At 73.3% G+C, this 24,888-nt stretch carries 20 protein-coding genes; 15 read left to right on the top strand and 5 right to left on the bottom strand.

The window, feature by feature from the left end; translation table 11 throughout:
* Positions 1–12: 12 nt before the first annotated feature.
* From ilvN to LG396_RS11670, 5 genes are all read left to right on the top strand, one after another.
* Positions 13–537: an acetolactate synthase small subunit gene (ilvN, locus tag LG396_RS11690; protein WP_018838935.1), complete on the top strand. Its 525-nt coding sequence runs from the start codon at positions 13–15 to the stop codon at positions 535–537.
* Positions 538–712: 175 nt separating this feature from the next.
* Positions 713–1,711 (top strand): ketol-acid reductoisomerase, encoded by a 999-nt coding sequence (gene ilvC, locus LG396_RS11685; protein WP_018838936.1) that lies wholly within the window; start codon positions 713–715, stop codon positions 1,709–1,711.
* A 214-nt stretch (positions 1,712–1,925) separates the two neighbouring features.
* Positions 1,926–3,545 (top strand): phosphoglycerate dehydrogenase, encoded by a 1,620-nt coding sequence (gene serA / locus LG396_RS11680; RefSeq protein WP_018838937.1) that lies wholly within the window; start codon positions 1,926–1,928, stop codon positions 3,543–3,545.
* A gap of 218 nt (positions 3,546–3,763) precedes the next feature.
* Positions 3,764–4,420, top strand: coding sequence for a TetR/AcrR family transcriptional regulator (locus tag LG396_RS11675; protein WP_037743265.1), 657 nt, complete (start codon positions 3,764–3,766; stop codon positions 4,418–4,420).
* 69 nt (positions 4,421–4,489) lie between these two features.
* Positions 4,490–6,013, top strand: coding sequence for a DHA2 family efflux MFS transporter permease subunit (locus tag LG396_RS11670; protein ID WP_225794677.1), 1,524 nt, complete (start codon positions 4,490–4,492; stop codon positions 6,011–6,013).
* A gap of 242 nt (positions 6,014–6,255) precedes the next feature.
* On the opposite strand, the gene LG396_RS11665 is transcribed toward LG396_RS11670, so the two are convergent.
* Positions 6,256–7,608 (bottom strand): PucR family transcriptional regulator, encoded by a 1,353-nt coding sequence (locus LG396_RS11665; RefSeq protein WP_225794676.1) that lies wholly within the window; start codon positions 7,606–7,608, stop codon positions 6,256–6,258.
* 130 nt (positions 7,609–7,738) lie between these two features.
* Here LG396_RS11665 and LG396_RS11660 point away from each other — a divergent pair, with 130 nt between their 5' ends.
* From LG396_RS11660 to LG396_RS11640, 5 genes are all read left to right on the top strand, one after another.
* Positions 7,739–8,665 (top strand): proline dehydrogenase family protein, encoded by a 927-nt coding sequence (locus LG396_RS11660; protein ID WP_225794675.1) that lies wholly within the window; start codon positions 7,739–7,741, stop codon positions 8,663–8,665.
* Positions 8,666–8,726: 61 nt separating this feature from the next.
* Complete coding sequence (gene pruA / locus LG396_RS11655) at positions 8,727–10,358, top strand: L-glutamate gamma-semialdehyde dehydrogenase (protein WP_225794674.1); 1,632 nt, start codon at positions 8,727–8,729, stop codon at positions 10,356–10,358.
* Between the two features lie 115 nt (positions 10,359–10,473).
* Positions 10,474–12,057, top strand: a complete 1,584-nt coding sequence (locus LG396_RS11650; RefSeq protein WP_225794673.1) for an FMN-binding glutamate synthase family protein — start codon at positions 10,474–10,476, stop codon at positions 12,055–12,057.
* A 71-nt stretch (positions 12,058–12,128) separates the two neighbouring features.
* The gene (locus tag LG396_RS11645) at positions 12,129–12,839 is read left to right on the top strand and encodes an HAD family hydrolase (protein ID WP_225794672.1); all 711 of its coding nucleotides are present in this window, start codon (positions 12,129–12,131) and stop codon (positions 12,837–12,839) included.
* A 223-nt stretch (positions 12,840–13,062) separates the two neighbouring features.
* The gene (locus LG396_RS11640; protein ID WP_018838945.1) at positions 13,063–13,209 is read left to right on the top strand and encodes a hypothetical protein; all 147 of its coding nucleotides are present in this window, start codon (positions 13,063–13,065) and stop codon (positions 13,207–13,209) included.
* 6 nt (positions 13,210–13,215) lie between these two features.
* On the opposite strand, the gene LG396_RS11635 is transcribed toward LG396_RS11640, so the two are convergent.
* The gene (locus LG396_RS11635) at positions 13,216–14,802 is read right to left on the bottom strand and encodes a purple acid phosphatase family protein (RefSeq protein ID WP_225794671.1); all 1,587 of its coding nucleotides are present in this window, start codon (positions 14,800–14,802) and stop codon (positions 13,216–13,218) included.
* Positions 14,803–14,933: 131 nt separating this feature from the next.
* Between LG396_RS11635 and LG396_RS11630 the strand changes: the two genes are divergently transcribed.
* Complete coding sequence (locus LG396_RS11630) at positions 14,934–15,974, top strand: 3-isopropylmalate dehydrogenase (RefSeq protein WP_225794670.1); 1,041 nt, start codon at positions 14,934–14,936, stop codon at positions 15,972–15,974.
* A 268-nt stretch (positions 15,975–16,242) separates the two neighbouring features.
* Positions 16,243–17,337, top strand: a complete 1,095-nt coding sequence (locus LG396_RS11625; protein WP_018842246.1) for a branched-chain amino acid aminotransferase — start codon at positions 16,243–16,245, stop codon at positions 17,335–17,337.
* A 148-nt stretch (positions 17,338–17,485) separates the two neighbouring features.
* Here LG396_RS11625 and LG396_RS11620 read toward each other — a convergent pair whose 3' ends face one another.
* The gene (locus LG396_RS11620; protein WP_225794669.1) at positions 17,486–18,562 is read right to left on the bottom strand and encodes a S1 family peptidase; all 1,077 of its coding nucleotides are present in this window, start codon (positions 18,560–18,562) and stop codon (positions 17,486–17,488) included.
* Between the two features lie 384 nt (positions 18,563–18,946).
* Between LG396_RS11620 and cimA the strand changes: the two genes are divergently transcribed.
* Positions 18,947–20,575: a citramalate synthase gene (gene cimA, locus LG396_RS11615; protein ID WP_037743293.1), complete on the top strand. Its 1,629-nt coding sequence runs from the start codon at positions 18,947–18,949 to the stop codon at positions 20,573–20,575.
* Here the strand turns inward: cimA and LG396_RS11610 are convergent.
* Both LG396_RS11610 and LG396_RS11605 read right to left on the bottom strand, forming a co-directional pair.
* Positions 20,496–22,145 (bottom strand): MFS transporter, encoded by a 1,650-nt coding sequence (locus tag LG396_RS11610; protein WP_225794668.1) that lies wholly within the window; start codon positions 22,143–22,145, stop codon positions 20,496–20,498. The two genes, cimA and LG396_RS11610, sit on opposite strands and share 80 nt — an antisense overlap.
* A 101-nt stretch (positions 22,146–22,246) precedes the next feature.
* Positions 22,247–22,741: a MarR family winged helix-turn-helix transcriptional regulator gene (locus LG396_RS11605; protein WP_225794667.1), complete on the bottom strand. Its 495-nt coding sequence runs from the start codon at positions 22,739–22,741 to the stop codon at positions 22,247–22,249.
* A 216-nt stretch (positions 22,742–22,957) separates the two neighbouring features.
* Between LG396_RS11605 and LG396_RS11600 the strand changes: the two genes are divergently transcribed.
* A complete protein-coding gene (locus LG396_RS11600) occupies positions 22,958–24,565 on the top strand; it encodes an acyl-CoA carboxylase subunit beta (RefSeq protein ID WP_037743557.1) in 1,608 nt (535 codons plus the stop codon).
* Positions 24,566–24,630: 65 nt separating this feature from the next.
* On the top strand, positions 24,631–24,843 hold the full coding sequence (locus LG396_RS11595) for an acyl-CoA carboxylase epsilon subunit (RefSeq protein ID WP_018838954.1): 213 nt from the start codon (positions 24,631–24,633) through the stop codon (positions 24,841–24,843).
* Positions 24,844–24,888: the final 45 nt, after the last annotated feature.

Genomic DNA, 24,888 nt, shown 5'->3' with positions numbered 1-24,888 from the left:
AGAGACGAAGACATGTCCAAGCACACGCTCTCGGTCCTGGTGGAGAACAAGCCGGGCATCCTGGCCAGGATCTCCGCGATGTTCTTCCGCCGCGGCTTCAACATCGACTCCCTCGCCGTCGGCACCACCGAGCACCCGGACATCTCCCGGATGACGATCGTGGTGAACGTCGAGGACCAGCCCCTGGAACAGGTCACCAAGCAGCTCAACAAGCTCGTCAACGTGCTGAAGATCGTCGAGCTGGAGCCCGGAGCGGCGGTGCAGCGCGAACTCGTTCTGGTGAAGGTGCGCGCCGACAACGAGACCCGCTCCCAGGTCGTCGAGATCGTCCAGCTCTTCCGCGCCAAGACCGTGGACGTCTCCCCGGAGGCGGTCACGATCGAGGCCACGGGCAGCGGCGAGAAGCTGGAGGCGATGCTGAAGATGCTGGAGCCGTACGGCATCAAGGAACTGGTCCAGTCCGGCACGATCGCCATCGGCCGCGGCGCCCGCTCCATCACGGACCGCTCACTGCGCGCCCTCGACAGAACGGCGTGACCCCCGGCCGGGGTGCCGCAACGGCGGTGCCCCGCCCCTCCGCATCCCTGCCGCACTCCGTGCGGTGGCGGTGGAGGAAGATCTCCGGGGAGACCCCCGGGCCCCCGGACCCCGACGACCCCCCGCCGAACCAGACGTACGGTGGGCCCATCCGCAAGACCTAGGAGAGACTTCAGTGGCCGAGCTGTTCTACGACGACGACGCCGACCTGTCCATCATCCAGGGCCGCAAGGTCGCGGTCCTCGGCTACGGCAGCCAGGGCCACGCCCACGCGCTGTCGCTGCGCGACTCCGGCGTGGACGTTCGCGTCGGCCTGCACGAGGGCTCCAAGTCCCGGGCGAAGGCCGAGGAGCAGGGCCTGCGCGTCGTCACCCCCGCCGAGGCCGCCGCCGAGGCCGACGTGATCATGATGCTGGTGCCGGACCCGGTCCAGGGCCGGGTCTACGAGGAGTCCGTGAAGGACAACCTCAAGGACGGCGACGCGCTGTTCTTCGGCCACGGCCTCAACATCCGCTACGGCTTCGTCAAGCCGCCCGCCGGCGTCGACGTCTGCATGGTCGCCCCGAAGGGCCCGGGCCACCTGGTCCGCCGCCAGTTCGAGGAGGGCCGCGGCGTGCCGTGCATCGCGGCCGTCGAGCAGGACGCCACCGGCGGCGCCTTCGCGCTGGCCCTGTCGTACGCGAAGGCCATCGGCGGCACCCGGGCCGGCGTCATCAAGACCACCTTCACCGAGGAGACCGAGACCGACCTCTTCGGCGAGCAGGCCGTGCTCTGCGGCGGCACCTCGGCGCTGGTCAAGGCCGGCTTCGAGACCCTGGTCGAGGCGGGCTACCAGCCGGAGATCGCGTACTTCGAGTGCCTGCACGAGCTGAAGCTCATCGTGGACCTCATGTACGAGGGCGGCCTGGAGAAGATGCGCTGGTCGGTCTCCGAGACCGCCGAGTGGGGCGACTACGTCTCCGGCCCGCGGATCATCAACGACAACACCAAGGCCGAGATGAAGAAGATCCTCGGCGAGATCCAGGACGGCTCGTTCGCCAAGGACTGGATGGCCGAGTACCACAACGGCCTCCCGCGCTACAACGAGTACAAGAAGCAGGACGGCGACCACCTGATCGAGACCACCGGCAAGGAGCTGCGGAAGCTCATGAGCTGGGTCGACGACAAGGACTGAGCGGAGCGGGTCGCTCGTTCGGGCGGTGGCGGGGCGCAGCGGCGCCCGGCCACCGCCCCGCGCCACTACACTCTTCGTACATCGCGCGTCAGGCTCACAGCGTCGTGTGTCCTTCAAACGCGGCAGCACGCGTCTGTCCGGCGGACCGGCGCTGCATCCCTCCACCTGCGGCCGTCGGGACGGCCGTCCCGCACAGGAATCCAGTGAGGACCACGTGAGCACTGCCCCAGCATCCGGCGCCACCCCCGGGAAGCCGGCCGTACTGATCGCCGAGGAGCTTTCGCCGGCCACCGTCGACGCCCTCGGTCCCGACTTCGACATCCGCCACTGCAACGGCGCCGACCGGGCCGAGCTGCTCTCGGCCATCGCCGACGTCGACGCGATCCTGATCCGCAGCGCGACCAAGGTCGACGCCGAGGCCGTCGCCGCCGCGCGCCGCCTGAAGGTCGTCGCCCGCGCGGGCGTCGGCCTCGACAACGTCGACGTGCCGGCCGCCACCAAGGCCGGCGTGATGGTCGTCAACGCGCCGACCTCCAACATCGTCACCGCCGCCGAGCTGGCCTGCGGCCTGATCATCGCCAGCGCGCGGAACATCCCGCAGGCCAACGCCGCCCTCAAGGCCGGCGAGTGGAAGCGCTCGAAGTACACCGGCGTCGAGCTGAACGAGAAGGTGCTCGGCGTCGTCGGCCTCGGCCGGATCGGCGTGCTCGTCGCGCAGCGCATGGCCGCGTTCGGCATGCGCGTCGTGGCGTACGACCCGTACGTGCAGGCCGCGCGCGCCGCGCAGATGGGCGTCAAGCTCGTCTCGCTCGACGAGCTCCTGGAGACCTCCGACTTCATCACCGTCCACCTGCCGAAGACCCCCGAGACCCTGGGTCTGATCGGCGACGAGGCGCTGAACAAGGTCAAGCCGTCCGTCCGGATCGTCAACGCCGCCCGCGGCGGCATCGTCGACGAGGAGGCGCTGACCGCCGCCCTGAAGGAGGGCCGGGTCGCGGGCGCGGGCCTCGACGTCTACGCCACCGAGCCGTGTACGGACTCGCCGCTGTTCCAGTTCGACAGCGTCGTCGCCACCCCGCACCTCGGCGCCTCCACCGGTGAGGCGCAGGAGAAGGCGGGCATCTCGGTGGCCCGCTCGGTGCGGCTCGCGCTGGCCGGCGAGCTGGTGCCGGACGCGGTCAACGTCCAGGGCGGCGTCATCGCCGAGGACGTGCGCCCCGGGCTGCCGCTGGCGGAGAAGCTGGGCCGGATCTTCACGGCGCTGGCCGGCGAGGTCGCGGTCCGCCTCGACGTGGAGGTGTGCGGCGAGATCACGCAGCACGACGTGAAGGTGCTGGAGCTGTCCGCGCTGAAGGGCGTCTTCGAGGACATCGTCGCCGAGACCGTGAGCTACGTGAACGCGCCGCTGTTCGCGCAGGAGCGCGGTGTCGAGGTGCGGCTGACCACCAGCTCGGAGTCGAACGCCCACCGCAACGTGGTGACGGTGCGCGGCACGCTCGCCAGCGGCGAGGAGGTGTCGGTCTCCGGCACGCTCTCCGGGCCGAAGCACCAGCAGAAGGTCGTCGCGGTCGGCGAGCACGACGTCGACCTCACGCTCGCCGACCACATGGCGTTCTTCAGCTACGGCGACCGTCCCGGCGTCGTCGGCACCATGGGCCGGATCCTGGGCGAGGCGGGCATCAACATCGCCGGCATGCAGGTGTCGCGGGCCAAGGCGGGCGGCGAGGCGCTGGTGGCGCTGACCGTGGACGACACCATCCCGCCGGCCGTCGTGCAGGAGATCGCCGGTGAGATCGGCGCGGCCTCGGCGCGCGCGGTGAACCTCACCGAGTAGCGGAGCAGCGGACCGGGGGAGACCTCCGGGTACGGGCCCGGGCGGGCGGCAGCGATGCCGCCGGCCCGGGCCCGTTCGCGTGTCCCCCGGGGCGCGCGGCGCGATGCGGAGGATCTTCGGGCGATCCCCTCTCACTTCCCTCCAGCTGGATGAAATCTCTCCGGTTCCCTCCTACGGTCGGGGTAAGTGGAGAATTTCCCTTCGGTTGAGGAGTCGTCATGCGGACCCCCATGCGCGCGGACGCGCGGCGGAACCGCGAGCTGATCCTGAAGGCGGCGAGCGAGGTCTTCGTGGGCGAGGGCCCCGACACCCCGCTGGAGGAGGTCGCCCGCAGGGCCGGCGTCGGCATCGCGACGCTCTACCGGAACTTCGCCAGCCGCGAGGCGCTGATCCGCGGCGTCGCCCACGCCAAGCTCACCGAACTGGGCGCGGCGGCGGAAGAGGCGCTGGCCGGCGGAGAGGAGCCGTTCGAGGCGCTGCGCGGGTTCGGCCACGCGGCGCTGAGGATGCGCATCGGCGCGGTGCTGCCCGCGCTCTCCGGCCGGATCCGGATCGACGAGGAGCTGGCGGAGCAGCGCGCGCGGACGCTGCGCCCGGTGCACGAGCTGATCGTACGGGCGCAGCGGGCCGGCCGGCTCCGCGAGGACGTCGTCTTCGGCGACGTACCGTTCATGATCATGCGGCTGACGATGCTGCTGCCCGGCGGCGGGCTGCTGGAGGACGAGGCGCTCGCGCACCGGCATCTGGAGCTGTACCTCGACGGGCTCCGCCCCGAGGCCGCCCGGGCCCGCGGCGCCGCGCTGCCCGGCCCCGCCATCACCGCCGCCCGGTTCGTCCGGGCGACGGACCGCATCGTCGGCGGGAGCGCCCGCTAGCGCCCGTACCGCCCGCAAGCCCCGCACGCAGCCACCCGAACCCGGACCACGCACGAGAAAGGTAGTGGCATGGACACTACAAAAAACGAGACGGCCGCGGCGGCCGACCCGCGGCGCTGGCTCGCGCTCGCCTTCATCGGGCTGGCGCAGCTCATGATCGTCCTGGACGTCACGATCGTGAACATCGCACTGCCGTCCGCCCAGGCGGACCTGGACATCTCCGACGGAGACCGGCAGTGGGTGATCACCGCGTACACCCTGGCCTTCGGCGGCCTGCTGCTCCTCGGCGGCCGGATCGCCGACTACACCGGCCGCCGGCGGGCCTTCCTGACCGGGCTCGTCGGCTTCGCCGCCGCCTCCGCGGTCGGCGGCGCGGCGCCCGGCTTCGGCGCGCTGCTGGGCGCGCGGGCCGCGCAGGGGGCGTTCGCCGCACTGCTCGCGCCGGCGGCGCTGTCGCTGCTCACGACGAGCTTCACCGAGCAGCGCGAACGCGCCCGCGCCTTCGGCATCTTCGGCGCGATCGCGGCCGGCGGCGGCGCGATCGGCCTGGTCACCGGCGGGGCGCTGACCGAGTACCTGGACTGGCGCTGGTGCCTGTACGTCAACGTCCCCATCGCGGTGGCGGCCGCGGCCGGCTGGTGGGTGCTGCCCGCCGACACCCGCCAGCAGCAGCGGCGGAAGATCGACGTGCCCGGCGCGCTGCTCGCCGTGACCGGCCTGGTCGCCGTCGTCTACGGGTGCAGCGAGGCGGAGTCCGAGGGCTGGGACTCCGGGGTCGTGCTCGGCCTGCTCTTCCTCGGCGTCGCGCTGCTCACCGGCTTCGTGCTGTACGAGCGCAACGCGGCGGAGCCGCTGCTGCCGCTGCGGGTGCTGCAGAGCCGGGCCCGGGGGAGCGCGTTCCTGAGCATCGCGCTGGCCACCGTGGGGATGTTCGCGATGTTCCTCTTCCTCACGTACTACATGCAGGTCGTCATGGGGTACTCGGCGCTGAAGACCGGGGTGGCGTTCCTGCCGCTGGCCGCCGGGGTGCTGGTCGGCGCCGGCGGGCTCGCCGGCCGGCTGCTGCCCAAGGTGCCGCCGCGGGCGCTGATCGTCCCCGGCCTGCTCTGCGCCGCGGCGGGCACCGGGTGGCTGGCGACGCTGGACGCCGGCTCCTCGTACGCGGCCGGGGTGCTGCCGGCGGAGCTGGTGGTGGGCGTCGGGATGGGCCTGGTGATGGCCCCCGCGATCAACTACGCCACCCACGGCGTCCGCGAGGAGGAGGCCGGCGTCGCCTCGGCGACGGTCAACACCTCGCAGCAGATCGGCGGCTCGATCGGCACCGCGCTGCTCAACACCGTGGCCACCAGCGCCACCGCCGACTACCTCGCCGAGCGGGTGCCGGACGCGGGGGCGCTGGAGGAGCGGCGGGCCGCGGGCGGGCCGGTGCCGGACGTGGTCAAGGCGGGGCTCGTCGAGGGCTTCACCTCCGCGTACCTGGTCGCGTCGGTCACTCTGCTCGCGGTCGCGGTGGTGGTCGCGGTGCTGATGAACACCCCCCGCCCCGACCGCGCGGGTGCGGCCGCCGCCGCGCCGGCGGCGCACCTGGGCTGAGCTGACGAACCCCCGGTCCGTCTCACCCCCGTGGCGGGCCGGGCCACCGGCGCCGGGGACTTCCGGCCCGGCCCACCCCCGTGGCGGGCCCGGTCCCCGGCGCCGGAACTCCCGGTCCGCCCACTCCCGTGGCGGGCCCGGGGGCGCCTGGCCCGTCAGGGGGCGGGCCGGGCGCGCCCCCCGGCCGTGCCGTCCGGGGCGGGCGCGGCGTCCCGGTTCTTCGCGTTCGGTCCTCCGCGCGGTCAGAGGCGGGCGGACTTCAGGGCCATGTGGAGCAGCAGGCGGTCCTCGCCGGAGGTGAGGTCGAGGCCGGTCAGCTCCTCGACCCGGGACAGCCGGTAGTACAGCGTCTGCCGGTGGATGCCCAGCGCGGCGGCGGTACGGGCGGCCTGGCCGGCGTGGTCCAGGTACACTTCCGCGGTGCGGGCCAGTTCCGCGTGCGCCGGCTCCAGCAGCCGGCCGACCACCGGGTCGACGCCGCCGGGCAGGTCGGTGAGCAGCCGGTACGGGCCGATGTCCGGCCAGCGCGCCACCGGGCCCAGGCGCGGTGCGGCCCACGCCGCCCGGGCGGCGGCCAGCGCCTCGCGCCAGCTGCCGGGCAGCCCGGCGAGCCCGGCCCGCCCGTCGCCGACACCGGCGACCGCCTCCGGTGCGGCGGCCGCGGCCGCCGCACCGGACGCGGCGGGCTCGGGGCCCGTCGCGCCGGCGCGGGTACGCGCTCCGCTCCGCGCCGCCGCTCCCGGCGCCCTGCCCCCCGCGGCGCTGAGCAGCCGCTCCGCCGCCGTCACCGCCGGCTCCACCGCGCCCGCGGACGGCAGGAACACCAGCGCCGCCAGCGCCCGTACCGGCGCCGCCTCCCCGCCGGGCCCGGACGCGGGCTCCGCCTCCGTACCCGCCGCGTCCCGGCCGCCGCCGGCCCCCCGCAGCCGTACCACCGCCGTCGCCGCCGTCCGCGGCAGCCCGGGGCCCGGTGCCGCCGGGTCCGCAGGCCGCCAGGGCAGCACCGCCACCGCCGCCACCGGCCCCGCCGCACCGCCCGGCAGCGCGTCCCGCAGCTCCGCCAGCGCCGCCTCCCGCCCCGCCGCCGGACCCGCGAGCACGTCGTGCAGCAGCGCCCCGGCCGCCGCACCCGCCCGGGTCTCCGCCGCCAGCAGCGCCCCGATCCGGGCCGCCGTCCGCATGGCCTGCGCGATCCGCGGGTCCGGCGCCCGGCCGGGCCCGCCCAGCTCGACGTCCGCCAGATGCCCGTCGTCGAGCAGCCAGACGTACCCCTGCACCACGCCGTCGTGCCGCGCCGGCAGGCAGATCCGCCCGGTGAGCACCCCCGCGGAGGGGTCTGGCGGGATCCGCAGGGGCCCGGTCGCGCGGGCGATCCCGTACGCCTCGAACCACGCCCGCACCGCCGCCGTGGAGCGGCGGTGCAGGATGGACTTCGTGCGCACCGGGTCCATGAGCGAGGAGACGCCGCCCGACGAGCCGTCGCCCGTGTCGTGGACGCCGAAGGCGATCAGCCCGAAGTCCCGGTCCTCCAGGGTGGCGGGGGCGCCGAGCGCCGCCGAGACCTCGTCCACCAACTGCTGGTAGTCGCCGCGCATGACCGCAGCCTCTCATACATCTGTATGAGAGCGGGCTCTCGGATGCGTGACAGGTGTCGCTGGCCCACGATCGAAGCGGTCCTTAGATTTCACGGAGGTGTTACCTGCGCCCCGACCGTGGAGGTGCCCAGTGCTGGGTCCCGTGCTTCTCGCCGCCGCGCGCAGCGACGGAATCCGTCGCGCCGTCTCGGCCGCGCCGGTCAGCCGCCAGGTCGTCGCGCGCTTCGTCGCCGGCGAGGAGCTGGCCGACGCCGTCGCCGCCGTCCGCGACCTGGCCGCCCGCGGCCTGGAGGTCACCCTCGACCACCTCGGCGAGGACGTCACCGACCCCCGCGAGGCGCTGCGCGCCCGCGACGCGTACCTCAGGCTCACCGAGGCGCTGTCCGGCGAAGGGCTCGGCACCCGCGCCGAGATGTCCGTGAAGCTCTCCGCCTTCGGCCAGGCGCTGCCCGGCGGCCACGACCTCGCGCTCGCCCACGTCACTCCGGTGGTCGAAGCCGCCGCCGCGGCCGGCACCACGGTCACCCTCGACATGGAGGACCACACCACCGTCGACTCCACCCTCGCCGTCCTGCGCACCCTGCGCGAGCGCTTCCCGCAGACCGGCGCCGTGCTGCAGTCGTACCTCTTCCGCACCGAGGAGGACTGCCGCGACCTCGCCGGCGAGGGGTCCCGGGTGCGGCTGGTCAAGGGCGCGTACAAGGAGCCGGCCGTCGTCGCCTTCCAGGACCGGCAGGAGGTCGACCGGGCGTACGTGCGCTGCCTGAAGGTCCTCATGACCGGCCGCGGCTACCCCATGGTCGGCACGCACGACCCCCGGATGATCGCCATCACCCAGGAACTGGCCCGCCGCCACGGCCGCAAGCACGACGAGTACGAGTTCCAGATGCTCTACGGCATCCGCCCGCAGGAGCAGCACCGCCTGGCGGCCGAGGGCCACCGGGTCCGCGTCTACACCCCCTACGGCACCGACTGGTACGGCTACTTCATGCGCAGGCTCGCCGAGCGCCCGGCGAACACCGCCTTCTTCCTGCGTGCCCTGGCCGGCCGCCGATGACGACCCCCGCGAGCCCCCGAGAGCCCCGCGAGGCTCAGCACCCCGAAGGAGAACGGCAACCATGGACGCTGTGACCCAGGTCCCCGCCCCGTACAACGAGCCGGTGCACACCTACGCCCCCGGCACGCCGGAGCGTGCGCGGCTGGAGGCCAGGCTCAAGGAGCTGGCCGAGAGCCCGATGGAGCTGCCGATGACCATCGGCGGCGTCCAGCGCATGGGCGGCGGCGCGCGCGTCGACGTCGTGCAGCCGCACAACCACAGGGCCGTCCTCGGCACCTACGCCACCGCCACCCGCGCCGACGCGCAGGACGCGATCGACGCCGCCCTGGCCGCCGCGCCCGGCTGGCGGGCGCTGTCCTTCGACGACCGCGCCGCGATCCTGCTCAAGGCCGCCGACCTGCTCGCCGGGCCGTGGCGCGAGACGATCGCCGCGTCCACCATGCTCGGCCAGTCCAAGACCGCGCAGCAGGCGGAGATCGACGCGCCCTGCGAGCTGGTCGACTTCTGGCGCTTCAACGTCCACTTCGCCCGCCAGATCATGGACGAGCAGCCCCCGATCCAGCCGCACGGCGTGTGGAACCGGCTCGACCACCGCCCGCTGGAGGGGTTCGTCTACGCGATCACGCCGTTCAACTTCACCGCGATCGCCGGCAACCTGCCGACCGCGCCCGCCCTCATGGGCAACGTCGTGGTCTGGAAGCCGTCGCCGACCCAGACCCACTCCGCCGTGCTGCTCATGCGGCTGCTGGAGGAGGCCGGGATGCCGCCCGGCGTCATCAACCTCGTCACCGGCGACGGCAAGGAGGTCTCCGAGGCCGCGCTGCCGCACCCGGACCTGGCCGGCATCCACTTCACCGGCTCGACCCGCACGTTCCAGCACCTGTGGGGCGAGGTCGGCCGCAACCTGCCCGGCTACAAGGCGTACCCGCGGATCGTCGGCGAGACCGGCGGCAAGGACTTCATCGTCGCCCACCCCACCGCGGACCCGGCGAAGCTGAAGACCGCCATCACCCGCGGCGCCTTCGAGTACCAGGGCCAGAAGTGCTCGGCCGCCTCCCGCGCGTACGTCCCGCGCTCGCTCTGGGACGGCGGCCTGAAGGACGCGCTGGTCGCCGAGGCCGAGGGCCTGGCCATGGGCGACGTCACCGACCTGGCGAACTTCGTCGGCGCGGTCATCGACGACCGCGCGTTCGCCAAGAACAAGGCCGCCATCGACCGCGCCAAGGCCGACCCCTCGTGCGAGATCGTCGCGGGCGGCACGTACGACGACTCCGTCGGCTACTTCGTCCGCCCCACCGTCGTCGTCTGCTCGGACCCGGAGAACGAGGTGTTCACCGAGGAGTACTTCGGCCCGATCATCGCCGTGCACGTGTACGAGGACGACACGTACGACGCGATGCTGGACCAGATGGAGTCCGTCGCCGCGTACGCCCTGACCGGCGCGGTCCTCGCGCAGGACCGGGCGGTCATCGCCGACGCGTCCCGCAGGCTGCGCTTCGCGGCCGGCAACTTCTACGTCAACGACCGGCCCACCGGCTCGATCGTCGGCCAGCAGCCCTTCGGCGGCGCCCGCGCCTCCGGCACCAACGACAAGGCGGGCTCGAAGTTCAACCTGCTGCGCTGGTCCTCGCCGCGCGCCATCAAGGAGACGATGGACGCCCCGACGGACTACCGCTACCCCCACATGGGCTGACGCCCCACGGACCGCCCCCGCGCGGTCCCTCCGTACACCGCCCCCGGTCGCCTCCCCCGTCGGCCGGGGGCGGTCCCGTGCGCGCGGGCCGGGGCTGTGGTCGTATGGACGGCGTATGAAGAGGACGAGCTTCTTCGCCGCCGTCGTCGTGGCCGCCATCGGGTGCACCCTCGCCGCGACGCTGGTCTCGGCCGGGTGGTGGCCGGCCGCGGGCGTGCTGCTCGCGCTCGCGGCGCTCGGCGTGTGGGACCTGCTCCAGCGCCGCCACTCGGTGCTGCGGAACTACCCGCTGGTGGGCCACCTGCGCTTCCTGCTGGAGAAGCTCCGCCCCGAGATGCAGCAGTACTTCATCGAGCGGAACTTCGACGGCCGGCCCTTCGACCGCAACGTCCGCAGCATCGTGTACGAGCGCGCCAAGGGGACCGACGCCGAGGAGCCCTTCGGCACCGAGCGCGACGTCGAGGTCCCCGGCTACCAGTTCCTCGTGCACTCCATGGCCCCGGTGCGGATGCCCACCACCCCGCCGCGGGTCCGCGTCGGCGGCCCCGACTGCACCAGGCCGTACGACATGGCGCTGCTGAACGTTTCCGCGATGAGCTTCGGCGCCCTGTCCTCCCACGCCATCCTCGCGCTCAACGGCGGCGCCGCCCGCGGCGGCTTCGCGCACGACACCGGCGAGGGCGGCATCTCCGAGTTCCACCTGCGGCCCGGCGGCGACCTGGTGTGGGAGATCGGCACCGGCTACTTCGGCTGCCGCACCCCGGACGGCGGCTTCGACGCCCGGCAGTTCGCCGACAAGGCGGCCGACGACCGGGTCAAGTGCGTGTCGCTGAAGCTGTCCCAGGGCGCCAAGCCCGGCATCGGCGGGCTGCTGCCCGGCGCCAAGGTCGACGCCATGATCGCCCGTACGCGCGGCGTGCCCCGGGGCGAGACCGTGGTCTCGCCGCCGTACCACCGGGCCTTCTCCACCCCGCGCGAGCTGGTGCGGTTCGTCGCCGGGATGCGGGAGCTGGCCGGCGGCAAGCCGGCCGGGATCAAGCTGTGCGTGGGCTCGCGGGTGCAGCTCCTCGCGGTCTGCAAGGCGATGCTCGACGAGGGCACCACGCCGGACTTCATCCTGGTCGACGGCTCGGAAGGCGGTACGGGGGCGGGGCCGCTGGAGTTCGCCGACAACATCGGCGCCCCGCTCACCCAGGGGCTGGCGGCCGTCCACGGCGCGCTGATCGGCACCGGGCTGCGGGACCGGATCCGTATCGGCGTCGCGGGCAAGGTCGCCACCGGCGCCGACCTCGTCAAGCGGCTCGTACAGGGCGCGGACTACGCCAACTCGGCCCGCGCGATGATGTTCGCCCTCGGCTGCCTGCAGACCCAGCGCTGCCACACCAACACCTGCCCGGTCGGCGTGACCACCCAGGACCCGCGCCGGGTGCGGGCGCTGGACGTGGCCGACAAGACCGTGCGGGTCGAGCGCTTCCAGCGCGCCACCGTGCAGAGCGCCCTGGAGATCATGTCGGCGATGGGCGTGGACGACCCCGCCCAGCTGCGCCGGCACCAGCTGCGCGTCCGGATCGAGCCCCGCGCCGTACGCCGCGACGACCGGCCGCTGCCGCCCCCGGCGCCCGGGCAGCTGCTGGCCGAGCCGCCCCGGGCCTGGGCCGCGGACTGGGCTGCGGCCGACCCGGACCGCTTCACCGTCTGAGGCCCCCCGGCCGGCCCGCTCGCCGGGCTCCCCGGGCTCGTCGGCCCGGCTTTCGCGCTACCGTCGATGACATGCGGATACTCGCCGTGGTCTGGGACATCGACGACACGATCTTCGACCACTCCGGGGCCGAGCGGCGCGCCGCGCTGGAGTACCTGACCGCCCGAGGGCTGCTGGGCCGGTACGCCTCGCCCGAGGAGGCCGCGGCGCACTGGCACGCGGTCTCCGAGGAGTACGTGGACCGCTATCTCGCCGGCGAGTTCACCTTCGTGGCCCAGCGCCGCGAGCGGGCACGGGTGCTCGCGCGCCGGCCGCTGACCGACGCCGAGGCCGACGTCTGGATGGCCGGCTACCTGGCCGCGTACCGGCGGCACTGGCGGGTCTTCCCGGACGTCGTGCCGGCGCTCGACGCCCTCGCCCCGCGTCGCCGGCACGGCCTGCTGTCCAACAACAGCGCCCCGCACCAGGAGGAGAAGCTCCGCGCCATCGGCGTGCACGACCGCTTCGAGGCGCTGGTGTGCTCCGAGGAGCTTGGTGTCGCCAAGCCCGCCGCCGGCGCCTTCCACGCCGCCTGCGCCTCCCTCGGGCTGCCGCCTGAGCGCGTCGCCTACGTGGGCGACCGGCCGGACACCGACGCGGCGGGGGCGGACGCGGCGGGGCTGACGGGGATCTGGCTGGACCGCGGCGCGTCCCCGCCCGCGGCCGGGGACCCGCCCGCGGGTGTGCGCCGCATCACGTCGCCCGGCCAGCTCGCGGCGCTGCTCGACACCCTGGACACCTGACGATCACCGCAGGTCGGAGGGGGTGTCGTCTCAGATAGTAGGAAGCCCGAGTATATGGCGAGACAAGAACGCTTTGACGTCCTACTTTTGTAGGAGCCGAACGCTCGCGGAACAAGCGACGGTGGTCGAGGCATGGCGCCTCACAGGCAGGTCACCCCTGCGGCGCCGCTCCCGCCCCAGCGGCGTCCCCACGTATCTCCAGCGCCCCCCAAGGAGCTGCCCCATGGCTGCCACCACCACGGTCCGCCGCGCCCGCTACTCCGCCCGCACCGAGCAGAACCGGGACACCGCCCTCGCCCGGAAGAACGCCGCCGCCGCGCTGCAGCGGGCGTTCGACCGCCGCGACAACGGCGGTTCGACCGGCCACTGAGCCCGCTCAGCGGCCCCGTACCAGCTCGAAGCGGTCGATCCGCGTGCCGTCGTCGGCGTACGCGGCGACCCGCAGCGCGGGTGCGGTGCCCGGCCGGGACTCCACCGCGAGGAACGAGTAGCCGGTGTAGCGCACCCGCGACCACTCCACGTCCTCCAGGGCCTTCTCGCCTCCGCGCGCCCAGGAGAAGGTGTGCACGACGTCGCGGTCGCGGCGCCGGCCCTCGTAGCTGTCCGGCGCGCTGAAGTCGTACAGCCTGCGCCCGCCGCCGCCCGCGGTCACGTAGACCGCGCCGTGCCGCTCGGTGTCCACCGAGCCGCCGACGGGCAGCGGCCGGGTCAGGGCTCCGGCGCGCAGCGCGTCGGTCCGCTCGTAGACGTGGTTGTGGCCGTTGACCACCAGATCGACGCGGTGGGTGTCGAACAGCGGTGTGAAGTGCTCCCGCACCCCGCCGTCCGAGGCGTGCGTGCTGGTGGAGTACGCGCAGTGGTGGAAGAAGACCACGAGGAAGTCGACGCCCGGCCTCCTGCGCAGCTCCCCGAGCCGCCGGTCCAGCCAGCGCGCCTGCGCGCCGCCGGTGTAGCCGAGGTTGGCGGGGATCTCGTACGACACGTCGTTGGCGTCCAGCGCCACCACGGCGACGTTGCCGTACACGAAGGAGTACGAACCGGGCGCCTCCCGCGGGTCGAAGCCGTTGTCCGGCAGGCTCCAGCGGGCGCGCTGGCCGCCGTAGCCGTCGGCGGAGTACCACGCCTCCATGTCGTGGTTGCCCATCGCCGCCATCCACGGGACCCGCGAGGACACCGGGTCGATCTGCCGCAGGAAGCGGTCCCACACCCGGGCGTCGTAGTGGTCGCCCTCCAGGCCCTGCCCGGAGTCCTCGGCGTAGCAGATGTCGCCGGCGTGCAGGTGGAACGCCGGCGGGCCGCCGGGCAGCGCGCCGATGCGCCGGGTGATCGCGCGGGCGGCGCGGCCGGTGCCCTGGTCGCCGAAGGCGGTGAAGACGAAGCGCTCCGGCCGGGCGGGCGCGGTACGGAACCCCGCCAGGTGCGCCTCGGCGCCCGGCGAGGCGGCGGGGTCGAACTCCTCGTGGCCGAGCCCGTAGACGTACTCCGTGCCGGGCTCCAGCCCGTCGAGTGCGGCGTGCACGTAGTGCTGCTCCACCGCCGGCAGCCCGCCGAGCGCCGGGGTCTTCAGCGGCCGGACCTCCGCCTCGACGCGCTCGCCCAGATCGCCGCGGTCCGTGCCGAAGCGGACGTACGGCCGGCGCACCGGCAGCGGGAGCTGCCAGCCGACGCGCATCTGGCTGCGCGGGTCGGCGCCGAACGCCAGGTGCCGGCCGAACGCCGCGGGCGCCCCGGTGGGCGCGGGGCTGACGGAGTCGGCGGGGGAGTCGTCCGTACGCCGGGACCCCCCGCCCCCGCCGCCGTCACCGCCGTCGCCGCACCCGGCGAGCAGCAGCCCGCCGGCCAGCCCGCCCGCGCCGGCGACCACGCGGCGGCGGGAGAGCGCGCGGCGCAGGTACTCGTGCTGCTCGGCCATGCTCATGCCGCGGGCGAGCCGCGGGGGGATGCCGAACCCGGGGGTGTCCATATGCCCGAGCATTCCCCCTTCGGGGCTGCGCACCGGAGAACCGCTGCCGTCGGCGTGGTGAACGCCTCCGCAATGTCCACATCCCGGACGGCGGTGTCATCCCGCAAGACGTAGCGCGTAGGCTCCCCCACATGTCTCGCAGCATTCGTCTCGCGTCCATTCCCGGCGACGGCATCGGCCCCGAGGTCGTGGCCCAGGGCCTGAAAGTGCTCTCCGCCGTCCTGCCGCAGGACGTGAAGCTGGAGACCGAGAGCTACGACCTCGGCGCCCGCCGCTGGCACGCCACCGGCGAGACCCTGCCCGACGCGGAGCTGACGGCGCTCAAGGACTACGACGCGATCCTGCTCGGCGCCATCGGCGACCCCTCGGTGCCGTCCGGCGTGCTGGAGCGCGGGCTGCTGCTGAAGCTGCGCTTCGCCTTCGACCACTACGTGAACCTGCGCCCGTCGAAGCTCTTCCCGGGCACCGACACCCCGCTCGCCGGCCGCCCCGCCATCGACTTCGTCGTCGTCCGCGAGGGCACCGAGGGCCCGTACACCGGCAACGGCGGCAGCCTGCGCACCGGCACCCCGGCCGAGGTCGCCACCGAGGTCAGCGTCAACACCGCGTACGGCGTGGAGCGCGTGGTCCGGGACGCCTTCGAGCGCGCCCAGGCCCGCCCGCGCCGGAAGCTGACGCTCGTGCACAAGAACAACGTGCTCGTCTACGCCGGCCACCTGTGGAAGAACACCTTCGACCGGGTCGGCGCCGAGTACCCCGACGTCGCCACGGACTACCTGCACGTCGACGCCGCGACGATCTTCCTCACCACCCAGCCCGAGCGGTTCGACGTGATCGTCACCGACAACCTCTTCGGCGACATCCTCACCGACCTCGCCGCCGCCATCAGCGGCGGCATCGGCCTCGCCGCCTCCGGGAACATCAACCCGGCCGGCGCCTTCCCGTCGATGTTCGAGCCGGTCCACGGCTCCGCGCCGGACATCGCCGGCACCGGCAAGGCCGACCCGACGGCCACGGTCCTGTCGGTCGCCCTGCTGCTGCGCCACCTCGGCTACGCCGCGCAGGCCACCCGCGTCGAGGAGGCCGTCGAGGCCGACCTCGCCGGGCGGGGCGCCGCCGCGCGCACCACGGACCAGATCGGCGACGCGCTCGCCGCCCGAGTATCCGGCTGACCGCCGGGACCACACGCTCGCCGCGGCCGGCCCGGCCGGTCAGGTAGTTCCGTACGGCCGACGGCCCTGCCCTCCGGGCGGGGCCGGTGCGACGATGACCCTTCGGGCCGCGTACCACCGCCACGCTTGCCGCTGCCCGCGCCCCCGTCATAATCGACAGGGGGCCGCGGCACGGGGTAATGCTCGGACGTCCTAGTACCTTCGGGTACGAGGACCTCGGTACGGGACGCGGTCCGCCACACACCGAACGGTGAAGGACACGAATCTCATGACCACGATCGAGCTCAAGCCGTCCGCGCACCCGCTGTCCGACGCGGAGCGCGAGGCGATCCTGACCAACCCCGGCTTCGGCAAGCACTTCACCGACCACATGGTCACGATCAAGTGGACCGAAGGCCGCGGCTGGCACGACGCCCAGCTCCAGCCCTACGCGCCGCTGACCCTCGACCCGGCGACGATGGCCCTGCACTACGGGCAGTCCATCTTCGAAGGGCTGAAGGCGTACCGGCAGCCCGACGGCAGCGTCCGCACCTTCCGGCCCGACGCCAACGCGCGCCGCTTCCAGCTCTCCGCGCGCCGGCTGGCGATGCCGGAGCTGCCCGTCGAGACCTTCGTGGAGGCCATCGACGTGCTGGTGCGCCAGGACAAGGCGTGGGTGCCGGGCACCGGCGAGGAGTCGCTGTACCTGCGCCCCTTCATGTTCGCCACCGAGGTCGGCCTCGGCGTGAACTCGCCGGCGCACGAATACCTGTTCATGGTGCTGGCCTCGCCCGCGGGCGCGTACTTCCACGGCGGCATCAAGCCGGTGTCGGTGTGGCTCACCGAGGAGTACGTGCGCGCCGCACCCGGCGGCACCGGCGAGGCCAAGTGCGCGGGCAACTACGCGGGCGCGATGGCCGCGACACTCCAGGCCGTGCAGCAGGGCTGCGACCAGGTGGTGTGGCTGGACGCGGTGGAGCGCCGGTGGATCGAGGAGATGGGCGGGATGAACCTGTACTTCGTGCGGGGCGAGGGCCCGGAGGCGGAGGTGGTCACCCCCGAGCTGACCGGGACGCTGCTGCCCGGCATCACCCGCGACTCGCTGCTGACCATCGCCGCCGACCTCGGCTACCGGACCGGCGAGGTGCGGATCTCCAAGGAGGAGTGGCAGGCCGGCTGCGCCGACGGCACGATCTCGGAGACCTTCGCCTGCGGCACGGCCGCGGTCATCACGCCGGTGGGGCACGCGAAGTCGAGCACCGCGGAGTGGACGGTGGCCGACGGGGCGATGGGGCCGATCACGGCGCGGCTGCGCAAGGCGCTGGTCGACGTGCAGACGGGGCAGGCCCCGGACCCGCACGGCTGGATGCACGAGCTGGGCTGACGCACGAGCCGGGCTGAGGCACGGACCGGCCCGGCGTACGGGCCGGGCGGGCGGCGCGGTGCGGGGCCGGTGGCTCCGCACCGCGCCGGGGGCCGCCGCCGGGATCCGGCGGCGGCCCCCTTCGTGCCGTCGTGCTGCTGCCGGTGTGTCAGTAGACGCTCACGCCGTACGCGCTGAGCGCCTCGGTGACCGGCTGGTGGATGGCGGAGCCGCTGGTGCCGGAGCAGCCCGAGCTGCCGGAGTGGATGCCGTACGCGACGCTGCCCGAGAAGTGGGCGCCGCCGCTGTCGCCGCCCGCGGAGCAGGCGGTGGTGCGGACCATGTTGTAGACGGGGCCGTCGCTGTAGTTGACGGTCACGTTCACCGCGGTCACGGTGCCGCTGGTGACCTTGGTGGTGGAGCCGCTCTTCTGGATGGCCTGGCCGACGACGGCGTTGGCGGCGCCGGTGATGTCCCGGGAGCTGCCGTTGTAGAGGTTCACGGTGCCCGCGGGGGAGGAGCCGTCGGTGTAGCGGACGATGCCGTAGTCGTTGGTCGGGAAGCTGGTGCCCTCGCGGGTGCCGACGGCCGCGCCGCCGCTGGTGGCCGACCAGGAGGTGGCCTCGTTGGTGCAGTGGCCCGCGGTGACGAAGTAGCGGGCGTTGTTCTTGGTCACGTTGAACGCGGCGGAGCAGCGGTAGCCGCCGCCGTAGATGGCGTCGCCGCCCAGGACCTCCTGCCGGAACGCCCCGGGTACCCGCTCCACCCGGGCCGCGCCGTCGAGGCTCTGCGCGACGCGCTTCAGCTTCGCGTACTCGGCGGCGGACACGGTGGAGTCGGCCTGCACCGCTATCTGGTTGGTGGCCGGATCGACACCCCAGGAGGTGCCGGTGATCTTCGCGCGGCTCTCGAAGGCGCCCATCGCGGAGCGCAGCTCCGCGGCGCTGTGCTCGACCAGTTCGGCGCGGGCGCCGGCGGCGCGGGCCTCCGCGGCGGCGGCCTTGTCGGTGACCGTCACGACCAGCTCGCCGGTGTCGGCGTCCAGGTACGTGCCGGCGCTGTCGGCGCCGAGGGTGCGCGTGACATCGGCGCTGAGCGCGATCGTCGCCGCGTCGGCCCGTACTCCCCGGTCGGGGCTGTCGGCCGGCGGGGGTGCCGCGGCTGCGGTGGAGCCGAGTGCGGCGGTACCGAGGAGGAGAAGGGCGGCGAGGGTGCCGCCCAGACGCGCGGACATCTGGGGTCTCATGCGGTGGTTCTCCTTTGTGTGAACCATGTGGGGGTGTGTGGGAGGTGCCGTACCGACTGGTCGGGGACCAAATTGGCACGCGCATGTCATCCACACAAGACCGCATTGCGCCCTGACCTCGCCGTACGGATCGTGGGCACGCTGCCCGTATCGTGAGACGGGACTCCAGGTCGGGCGAGGTGTGTGCCAGACTGCCCGACGTGACCCCGTTTGCCGTCATGATTATTGGCAACAGGCGCGCCGGTCCGCGCTGACCCGTACCGCGATCCGCATGCGGTGCTGGCTCACCGCGTCCCAGACCCGCGCGCAGACCTCTCGCGACCCGCGAGGGGTCTTTTCCATTTCCGGGACCGGAGAGCACACCATCCCGACAGGAGCACTTCGATGAGCACAGAGCCGGCCGCCCCCGCGACTCCCGACGACGCCTTCCACGTCTTCGACACCACGCTGCGCGACGGCGCGCAGCGCGAGGGCATCAGCCTGACCGTCGCGGACAAGCTGGCCATCGCCCGGCACCTCGACGACTTCGGCGTGGGCTTCATCGAGGGCGGCTGGCCCGGCGCGGTCCCCCGGGACACGGAGTTCTTCCGCCGCGTCCGCGACGAGGTCGACCTGCGGCACGCGCAGCTCGTCGCCTTCGGCGCCACCCGCAGGGCGGGCGTACGGGTCGAGGACGACCCGCAGGTGCTCGCGCTGCTGGAGTCCAAGGCCCCCGTCGTCACGCTGGTCGCCAAGTCGCACGACCGGCACGTGGAGCTGGCGCTGCGCACCACGCTCGCGGAGAACCTGGCGATGGTCCGCGACACGGTCGCGTTCCTGCGCGAGCACGGCCGCCGCGTCTTCGTCGACTGCGAGCACTTCTTCGACGGCCACCGCGCCAACGCCGCGTACGCCAAGCAGGTCGTCGCCGCCGCGCACGAGGCCGGGGCCGACGTCGTCGTGCTCTGCGACACCAACGGCGGCATGCTCCCCGGCCAGGTGCGCGAGACCGTCGCCGAGGTGCTGGCCGCCACCGGGGCGCGCCTGGGCATGCACGCCCAGGACGACTCCGGCTGCGCCGTGGCCAACACCCTGGCCGCCGTCGACGGCGGCGCCACGCACGTGCAGTGCACCGCCAACGGCTACGGCGAGCGCGTCGGCAACGCGAACCTCTTCCCCGTCGTGGCCGCGCTGGAGCTGAAGTACGACATGCGGGTGCTGCCCGCGGGCAAGCTGGCGGAGATGACCCGGATCTCGCACGCCGTCGCCGAGGTCGTCAACATCGCGCCCGCCACCCACCAGCCGTACGTGGGCGTCTCGGCCTTCGCCCACAAGGCCGGCCTGCACGCCTCCGCCATCAAGGTCGACCCCGACCTCTACCAGCACATCGACCCCGATCTCGTCGGCAACCGGCTGCGCATGCTGGTCTCCGACATGGCCGGCCGGGCGTCCATCGAGCTGAAGGGCAAGGACCTCGGCCTCGACCTCGGCGACGACCGCGAGCTGCTGAGCCGGGTGGTGGAGCGGGTCAAGGAGAACGAGCTGCGCGGGCTGACGTACGAGGCCGCCGACGCCTCCTTCGAGCTGCTGCTCCGCGAGGAGCTGCAGCTGCGCGAGTCCGGCCGGGCGCGGCGCTACTTCCGCACCGAGTCCTGGCGGGCCATCGTCGAGGACCGGCCGGACGGCACCCACGCCAACGAGGCCACGGTCAAGCTGTGGGCGAAGGGTGAGCGGACCGTCGTCACGGCCGAGGGCAAAGGCCCGGTCCATGCACTGGACCGGGCCCTGCGGGTGGCGCTGGAGCGGATCTACCCGCAGCTCGCCGACTTCGAGCTGATCGACTACAAGGTGCGGATCCTGGAGGGGACCCACGGCACGGAGTCGACCACGCGCGTGCTCATCACCACCAGCGACGGCCGGGGCGAGTGGGACACCGTCGGTGTCGCGGACAACGTCATCGCGGCGTCGTGGCAGGCACTGGACGACGCGTACGCCTACGGTCTGCTGCGGGCCGGGGTGGTGCCGCAGGAGTAGCGGCCGTCGCCGCGGAGGCGCCGGGAGCCGCCCCGGCGCCCTCCGCCCCGGCGCTGCGCGCGCCGGCGCCCTCCGCACCGGCGCCCTGCGCACCGGCCTTCTGCACACCGCCGCCCGCCGCCGTGCCGCCGTCCGGCGACTGCGGCCCGCCCGCCGTGCGGGGCCGCAGCACCACCAGCGTCAGCACCGCCGCCGCGGCGACCAGCGCCGCCCCGATGCCGAACGCCAGCTGGAAGCCGCCGGTCAGCGCCGCGTCCCGGCCCTCGCCGGCCGCCGCCAGCGACTCCGTACGCCCGGCCGCCAGCGTGGTCAGCACCGCGACGCCCAGCGCGCCGCCGATCTGCTGCCCGGTGTTGAACAGCCCCGACACCACCCCGGCGTCGTCCTGCCGGGCGCCGGACATGCCCAGCGCGGTCATCGACGGCAGCACCAGCCCGCCGCCGCTGATCAGCAGCATCGTCGGCAGCAGGTGGGTCGCGTAGCTCACCTCGGCCGGGTCCCGCGGGATGCGTATCAGCAGCGCCAGGGCGAGCGCGAGGAGCACGAGGCCGGCCAACAGCACCGACCGCTCGCCGAACCGCGCCACGAGCCGGGCGGATATGAGCAGCGAGGTGATCCCGATGGTGAGCGCGGCCGGCAGCATGGCGAGTCCGGTCTCGGCGGCCCCGTAGCCCAGCACCTGCTGCATGTAGAGCGCGACGACGATCTGGAAGGCGAACATTCCGGAGATGACGAGCAGTTGGACAGCGTTGGCGCCGGCGACGGTGCGCGAACGGAAGACGCGCAGCGGCAGCAGCGGCGCCGCGGCCCGGGCCTGGCGGAGCACGAACCCGGCGAGCAGGGCGGCGGCGACCGCCGCGGAGCCCAGGGTGCGGCCGGAGACCCAGCCGTGGCTCTCGGTCTCCACGATGGTGTAGACGCCGAGCATCAGCCCGGAGGTGACCAGCAGCGCCCCGGCGACGTCGGCTCCCGCGGCCAGGCCGACGCCGCGGTCGCCGGGCAGGACCCGCAGCGCGAGCAGGACGGTGGCCAGGCCGATGGGCAGGTTGATGAAGAAGATCCAGTGCCAGCTCAGCGCGTCGGTGAGCACGCCGCCGAGCACCTGGCCCAGTGAGGCGCCGGTGGCGCCGGTGAAGGCGAAGGCGCCGATGGCCTTCGCCCGCTCCTTCGCGTCGGTGAAGAGAGTGACGATCATGCCGAGCCCCACGGCCGAGGCCAGCGCGCCGCCGACGCCCTGCAGGAAGCGGGCGGCGATCAGCATCCAGGGCTCGGCGGCCAGCCCGCACAGCAGCGAGGCGGCGGTGAAGAGCGCGATGCCGGCGACGAACACCCGCTTGCGGCCGAGCAGGTCGCCGAGGCGGCCGGCGAGGAGGAGCAGCCCGCCGAAGGCGATCATGTAGGCGTTGACCGTCCAGGTCAGATCGGCGGGGGAGAACCCCAGGTCCCGCTGGATGGCGGGCAGGGCGACGGTGACGATGCTCCCGTCGAGGATGATCATCAGCGCGCCGGTGCAGAGAATCGCGAGTGCGAACCAGCGGGATCGGTCTGACTGCGGGTCGGTGGCGTTCATGCGGCCTCTCCTGGTGCGTGCGGCAACAGGAGAGACCGTAGCAGATAGTTTCGTACGGGACTATCTTTTACGCAGTTTTCTTGTACGGACCTTCTCGCCGGCTACCGCCGGGCCTGCCGTGACCGGCGGACCGGCTGCTCGGAGGTGACGGGCTGGGCGAGCGGCCCCTCCAGCAGGCCCTCCAGGGCGTCGATGAAGAGCTGCGCCTCCGGGAGGGTGTCCAGCACCTCCTGGTGGACCCGGTCGACGACCTCCTGGCCGCGCGCCGCGATCTCCGCCCCGGCCTCGGTGACGTGGATGATGCGGGCCCGGCGGTCCTTGCTCGACGGCCGTCGCTCGGCGTAGCCGGCCCTCTCCAGGCCGTCCACGGTCACGACCATCGTCGTCTTGTCCATGTGCGACAGCTCGGCGAGCTGGCCCTGGGTGCGCTCGGCCGCCAGCGCGTGCACGAGCACGCACTGCTCGCGCTGAAGCAGGCCGACCTCGTCCAGGGCGGCGGACAGCCGGGTGTTGAGTACGTGGGCGGTGTGCATGAGGATGCCGGTGAGGTCCGGCACGGCGCGGGCGGGTGCGCGGGATACGGGCATGGTGACCATGCGCCCAGGCTAACAAGAAGGTCTGCTACGGAACATTCTCGTGTATCAACGATCTGTCCAACTGCGTTGTCGAAGCCCTACAGCCCCGATCGACGTGTCGTTGGCCGATCTCTGGCCCCGTCACCTGCACATAGTGCCGGGTGCTCATGATTTCCCGGCCGACGTTGTAGGGAAATGACATAAGCTTCGATGCCCAAGTACCCGTACCGTCATTCCATGACCACAGTGGACTACGCCCCCTCCGACGCGGCAGCGGCGGCAGGCGCCGTCGAGAACGAGGCCCGGGGGCGGGCGGCCGAGCTGCGCCGCATTCGCGAGCAGGCCCACGCGGGGCCCAGCGAGCGGGCGACCGCCGCGCAGAAGGCCAAGGGGAAGCTCACTGCCCGGGAGCGGATCGACCTGCTGCTGGACGAGGGGTCGTTCAACGAGGTGGAGCCGCTGCGCCGGCACCGCGCCACCGGCTTCGGGCTGGAGGCCAAGAGGCCGTACACGGACGGCGTGATCACCGGATGGGGGACGGTGCACGGGCGGACGGTCTTCGTCTACGCCCACGACTTCCGGATCTTCGGCGGCGCGCTCGGCGAGGCGCACGCGGACAAGATCCACAAGATCATGGACCGGGCGATCGCCGCGGGCGCCCCGCTGGTGTCGCTGAACGACGGCGCGGGCGCCCGTATCCAGGAGGGCGTCTCGGCGCTCGCCGGCTACGGCGGCATCTTCCAGCGCAACACCCGCGCCTCCGGCGTCATCCCGCAGATCTCGGTGATGCTCGGCCCGTGTGCCGGCGGCGCGGCGTACAGCCCGGCGCTCACCGACTTCGTCTTCATGGTCCGCGAGACCTCGCAGATGTTCATCACGGGACCGGACGTGGTCAAGGCGGTGACCGGCGAGGAGATCAGCCAGAACGGGCTGGGCGGCGCCGACGTGCACGCCGAGACCTCCGGCGTGTGCCACTTCGCGTACGACGACGAGGTGACGTGCCTGGAGGAGGTGCGCTACCTGCTGTCGATGCTGCCGCAGAACAACCGGGAGAACCCGCCGGCGGTCACCGCCGAGGACCCGGCCGACCGCGCCGGCGAGGTGCTGCTCGACCTGGTGCCGGCCGACGGCAACAGGCCGTACGACATGCGCAAGGTGATCGAGGAGATCGTCGACGACGGCGAGTACCTCGAGGTGCACGAGCGCTGGGCGACGAACCTGATCTGCGCGCTCACCCGGTTGGACGGCCAGGTCGTCGGCATCGTCGCCAACCAGCCGCAGTCGCTGGCCGGCGTACTGGACATCGAGGCGAGCGAGAAAGGTGCCCGCTTTGTCCAGATGTGCGATGCTTTCAATATTCCGATCATCACCCTGCTCGACGTGCCGGGCTTCCTGCCGGGCGTCGACCAGGAGCACGGCGGGATCATCAGGCACGGAGCGAAGCTGCTCTACGCCTACTGCAACGCCACCGTCCCGCGGATCTCGGTGGTGCTCAGGAAGGCGTACGGCGGCGCGTACATCGTCATGGACAGCCAGTCCATCGGCGCCGACCTGACGTACGCCTGGCCGACCAACGAGATCGCGGTCATGGGCGCGGAAGGCGCCGCGAACGTGATCTTCCGGCGCGACATCGCGGCCGCGGACGACCCCGAGGCCAAGCGCACCGACATGGTCAAGCAGTACAAGGCCGAGCTGATGCACCCGTACTACGCGGCCGAACGCGGCCTCGTGGACGACGTCATCGACCCCGTGGACACCCGCCGGACCCTCATCCGGTCCCTGGCGATGCTGCGTACGAAGCACGCGGACCTGCCGGCGCGCAAGCACGGCAACCCGCCGCAGTGACCCCGCCGCTTCCGCACACCCCGCAGCCCGCAGCCGACCGCGCAGAACAGCCCAGGAGCACACACGTGACCACGCACCACACCGAGAACCTCGTCCGCGTCGAGAAGGGCGAGGCCAGCGAGGAGGAGCTCGCCGCGCTCACCGCGGTGCTGCTCGCCCGGGCCGCCGCCCCGCAGCCGACGCACGCCCGCCGCGGCGGGCACGCGGGCTCCGCGGCCCGCTGGCGCCGGCTGGAGCGCCAGCACGGCTTCCGCGCCCCGCACAGCTGGCAGCGCTGACCGGCGCCCGCCGCCCCGCACACCCGAAGGCCCCGCCGCAGGCGG

Source organism: Streptomyces aculeolatus (assembly GCF_020400605.1).
In the GTDB taxonomy this organism is placed as follows: domain Bacteria; phylum Actinomycetota; class Actinomycetes; order Streptomycetales; family Streptomycetaceae; genus Streptomyces; species Streptomyces aculeolatus.
The sequence above is the reverse complement of the archived record's forward strand: the minus strand, read 5'-3'. Positions and strand labels throughout refer to the sequence as shown.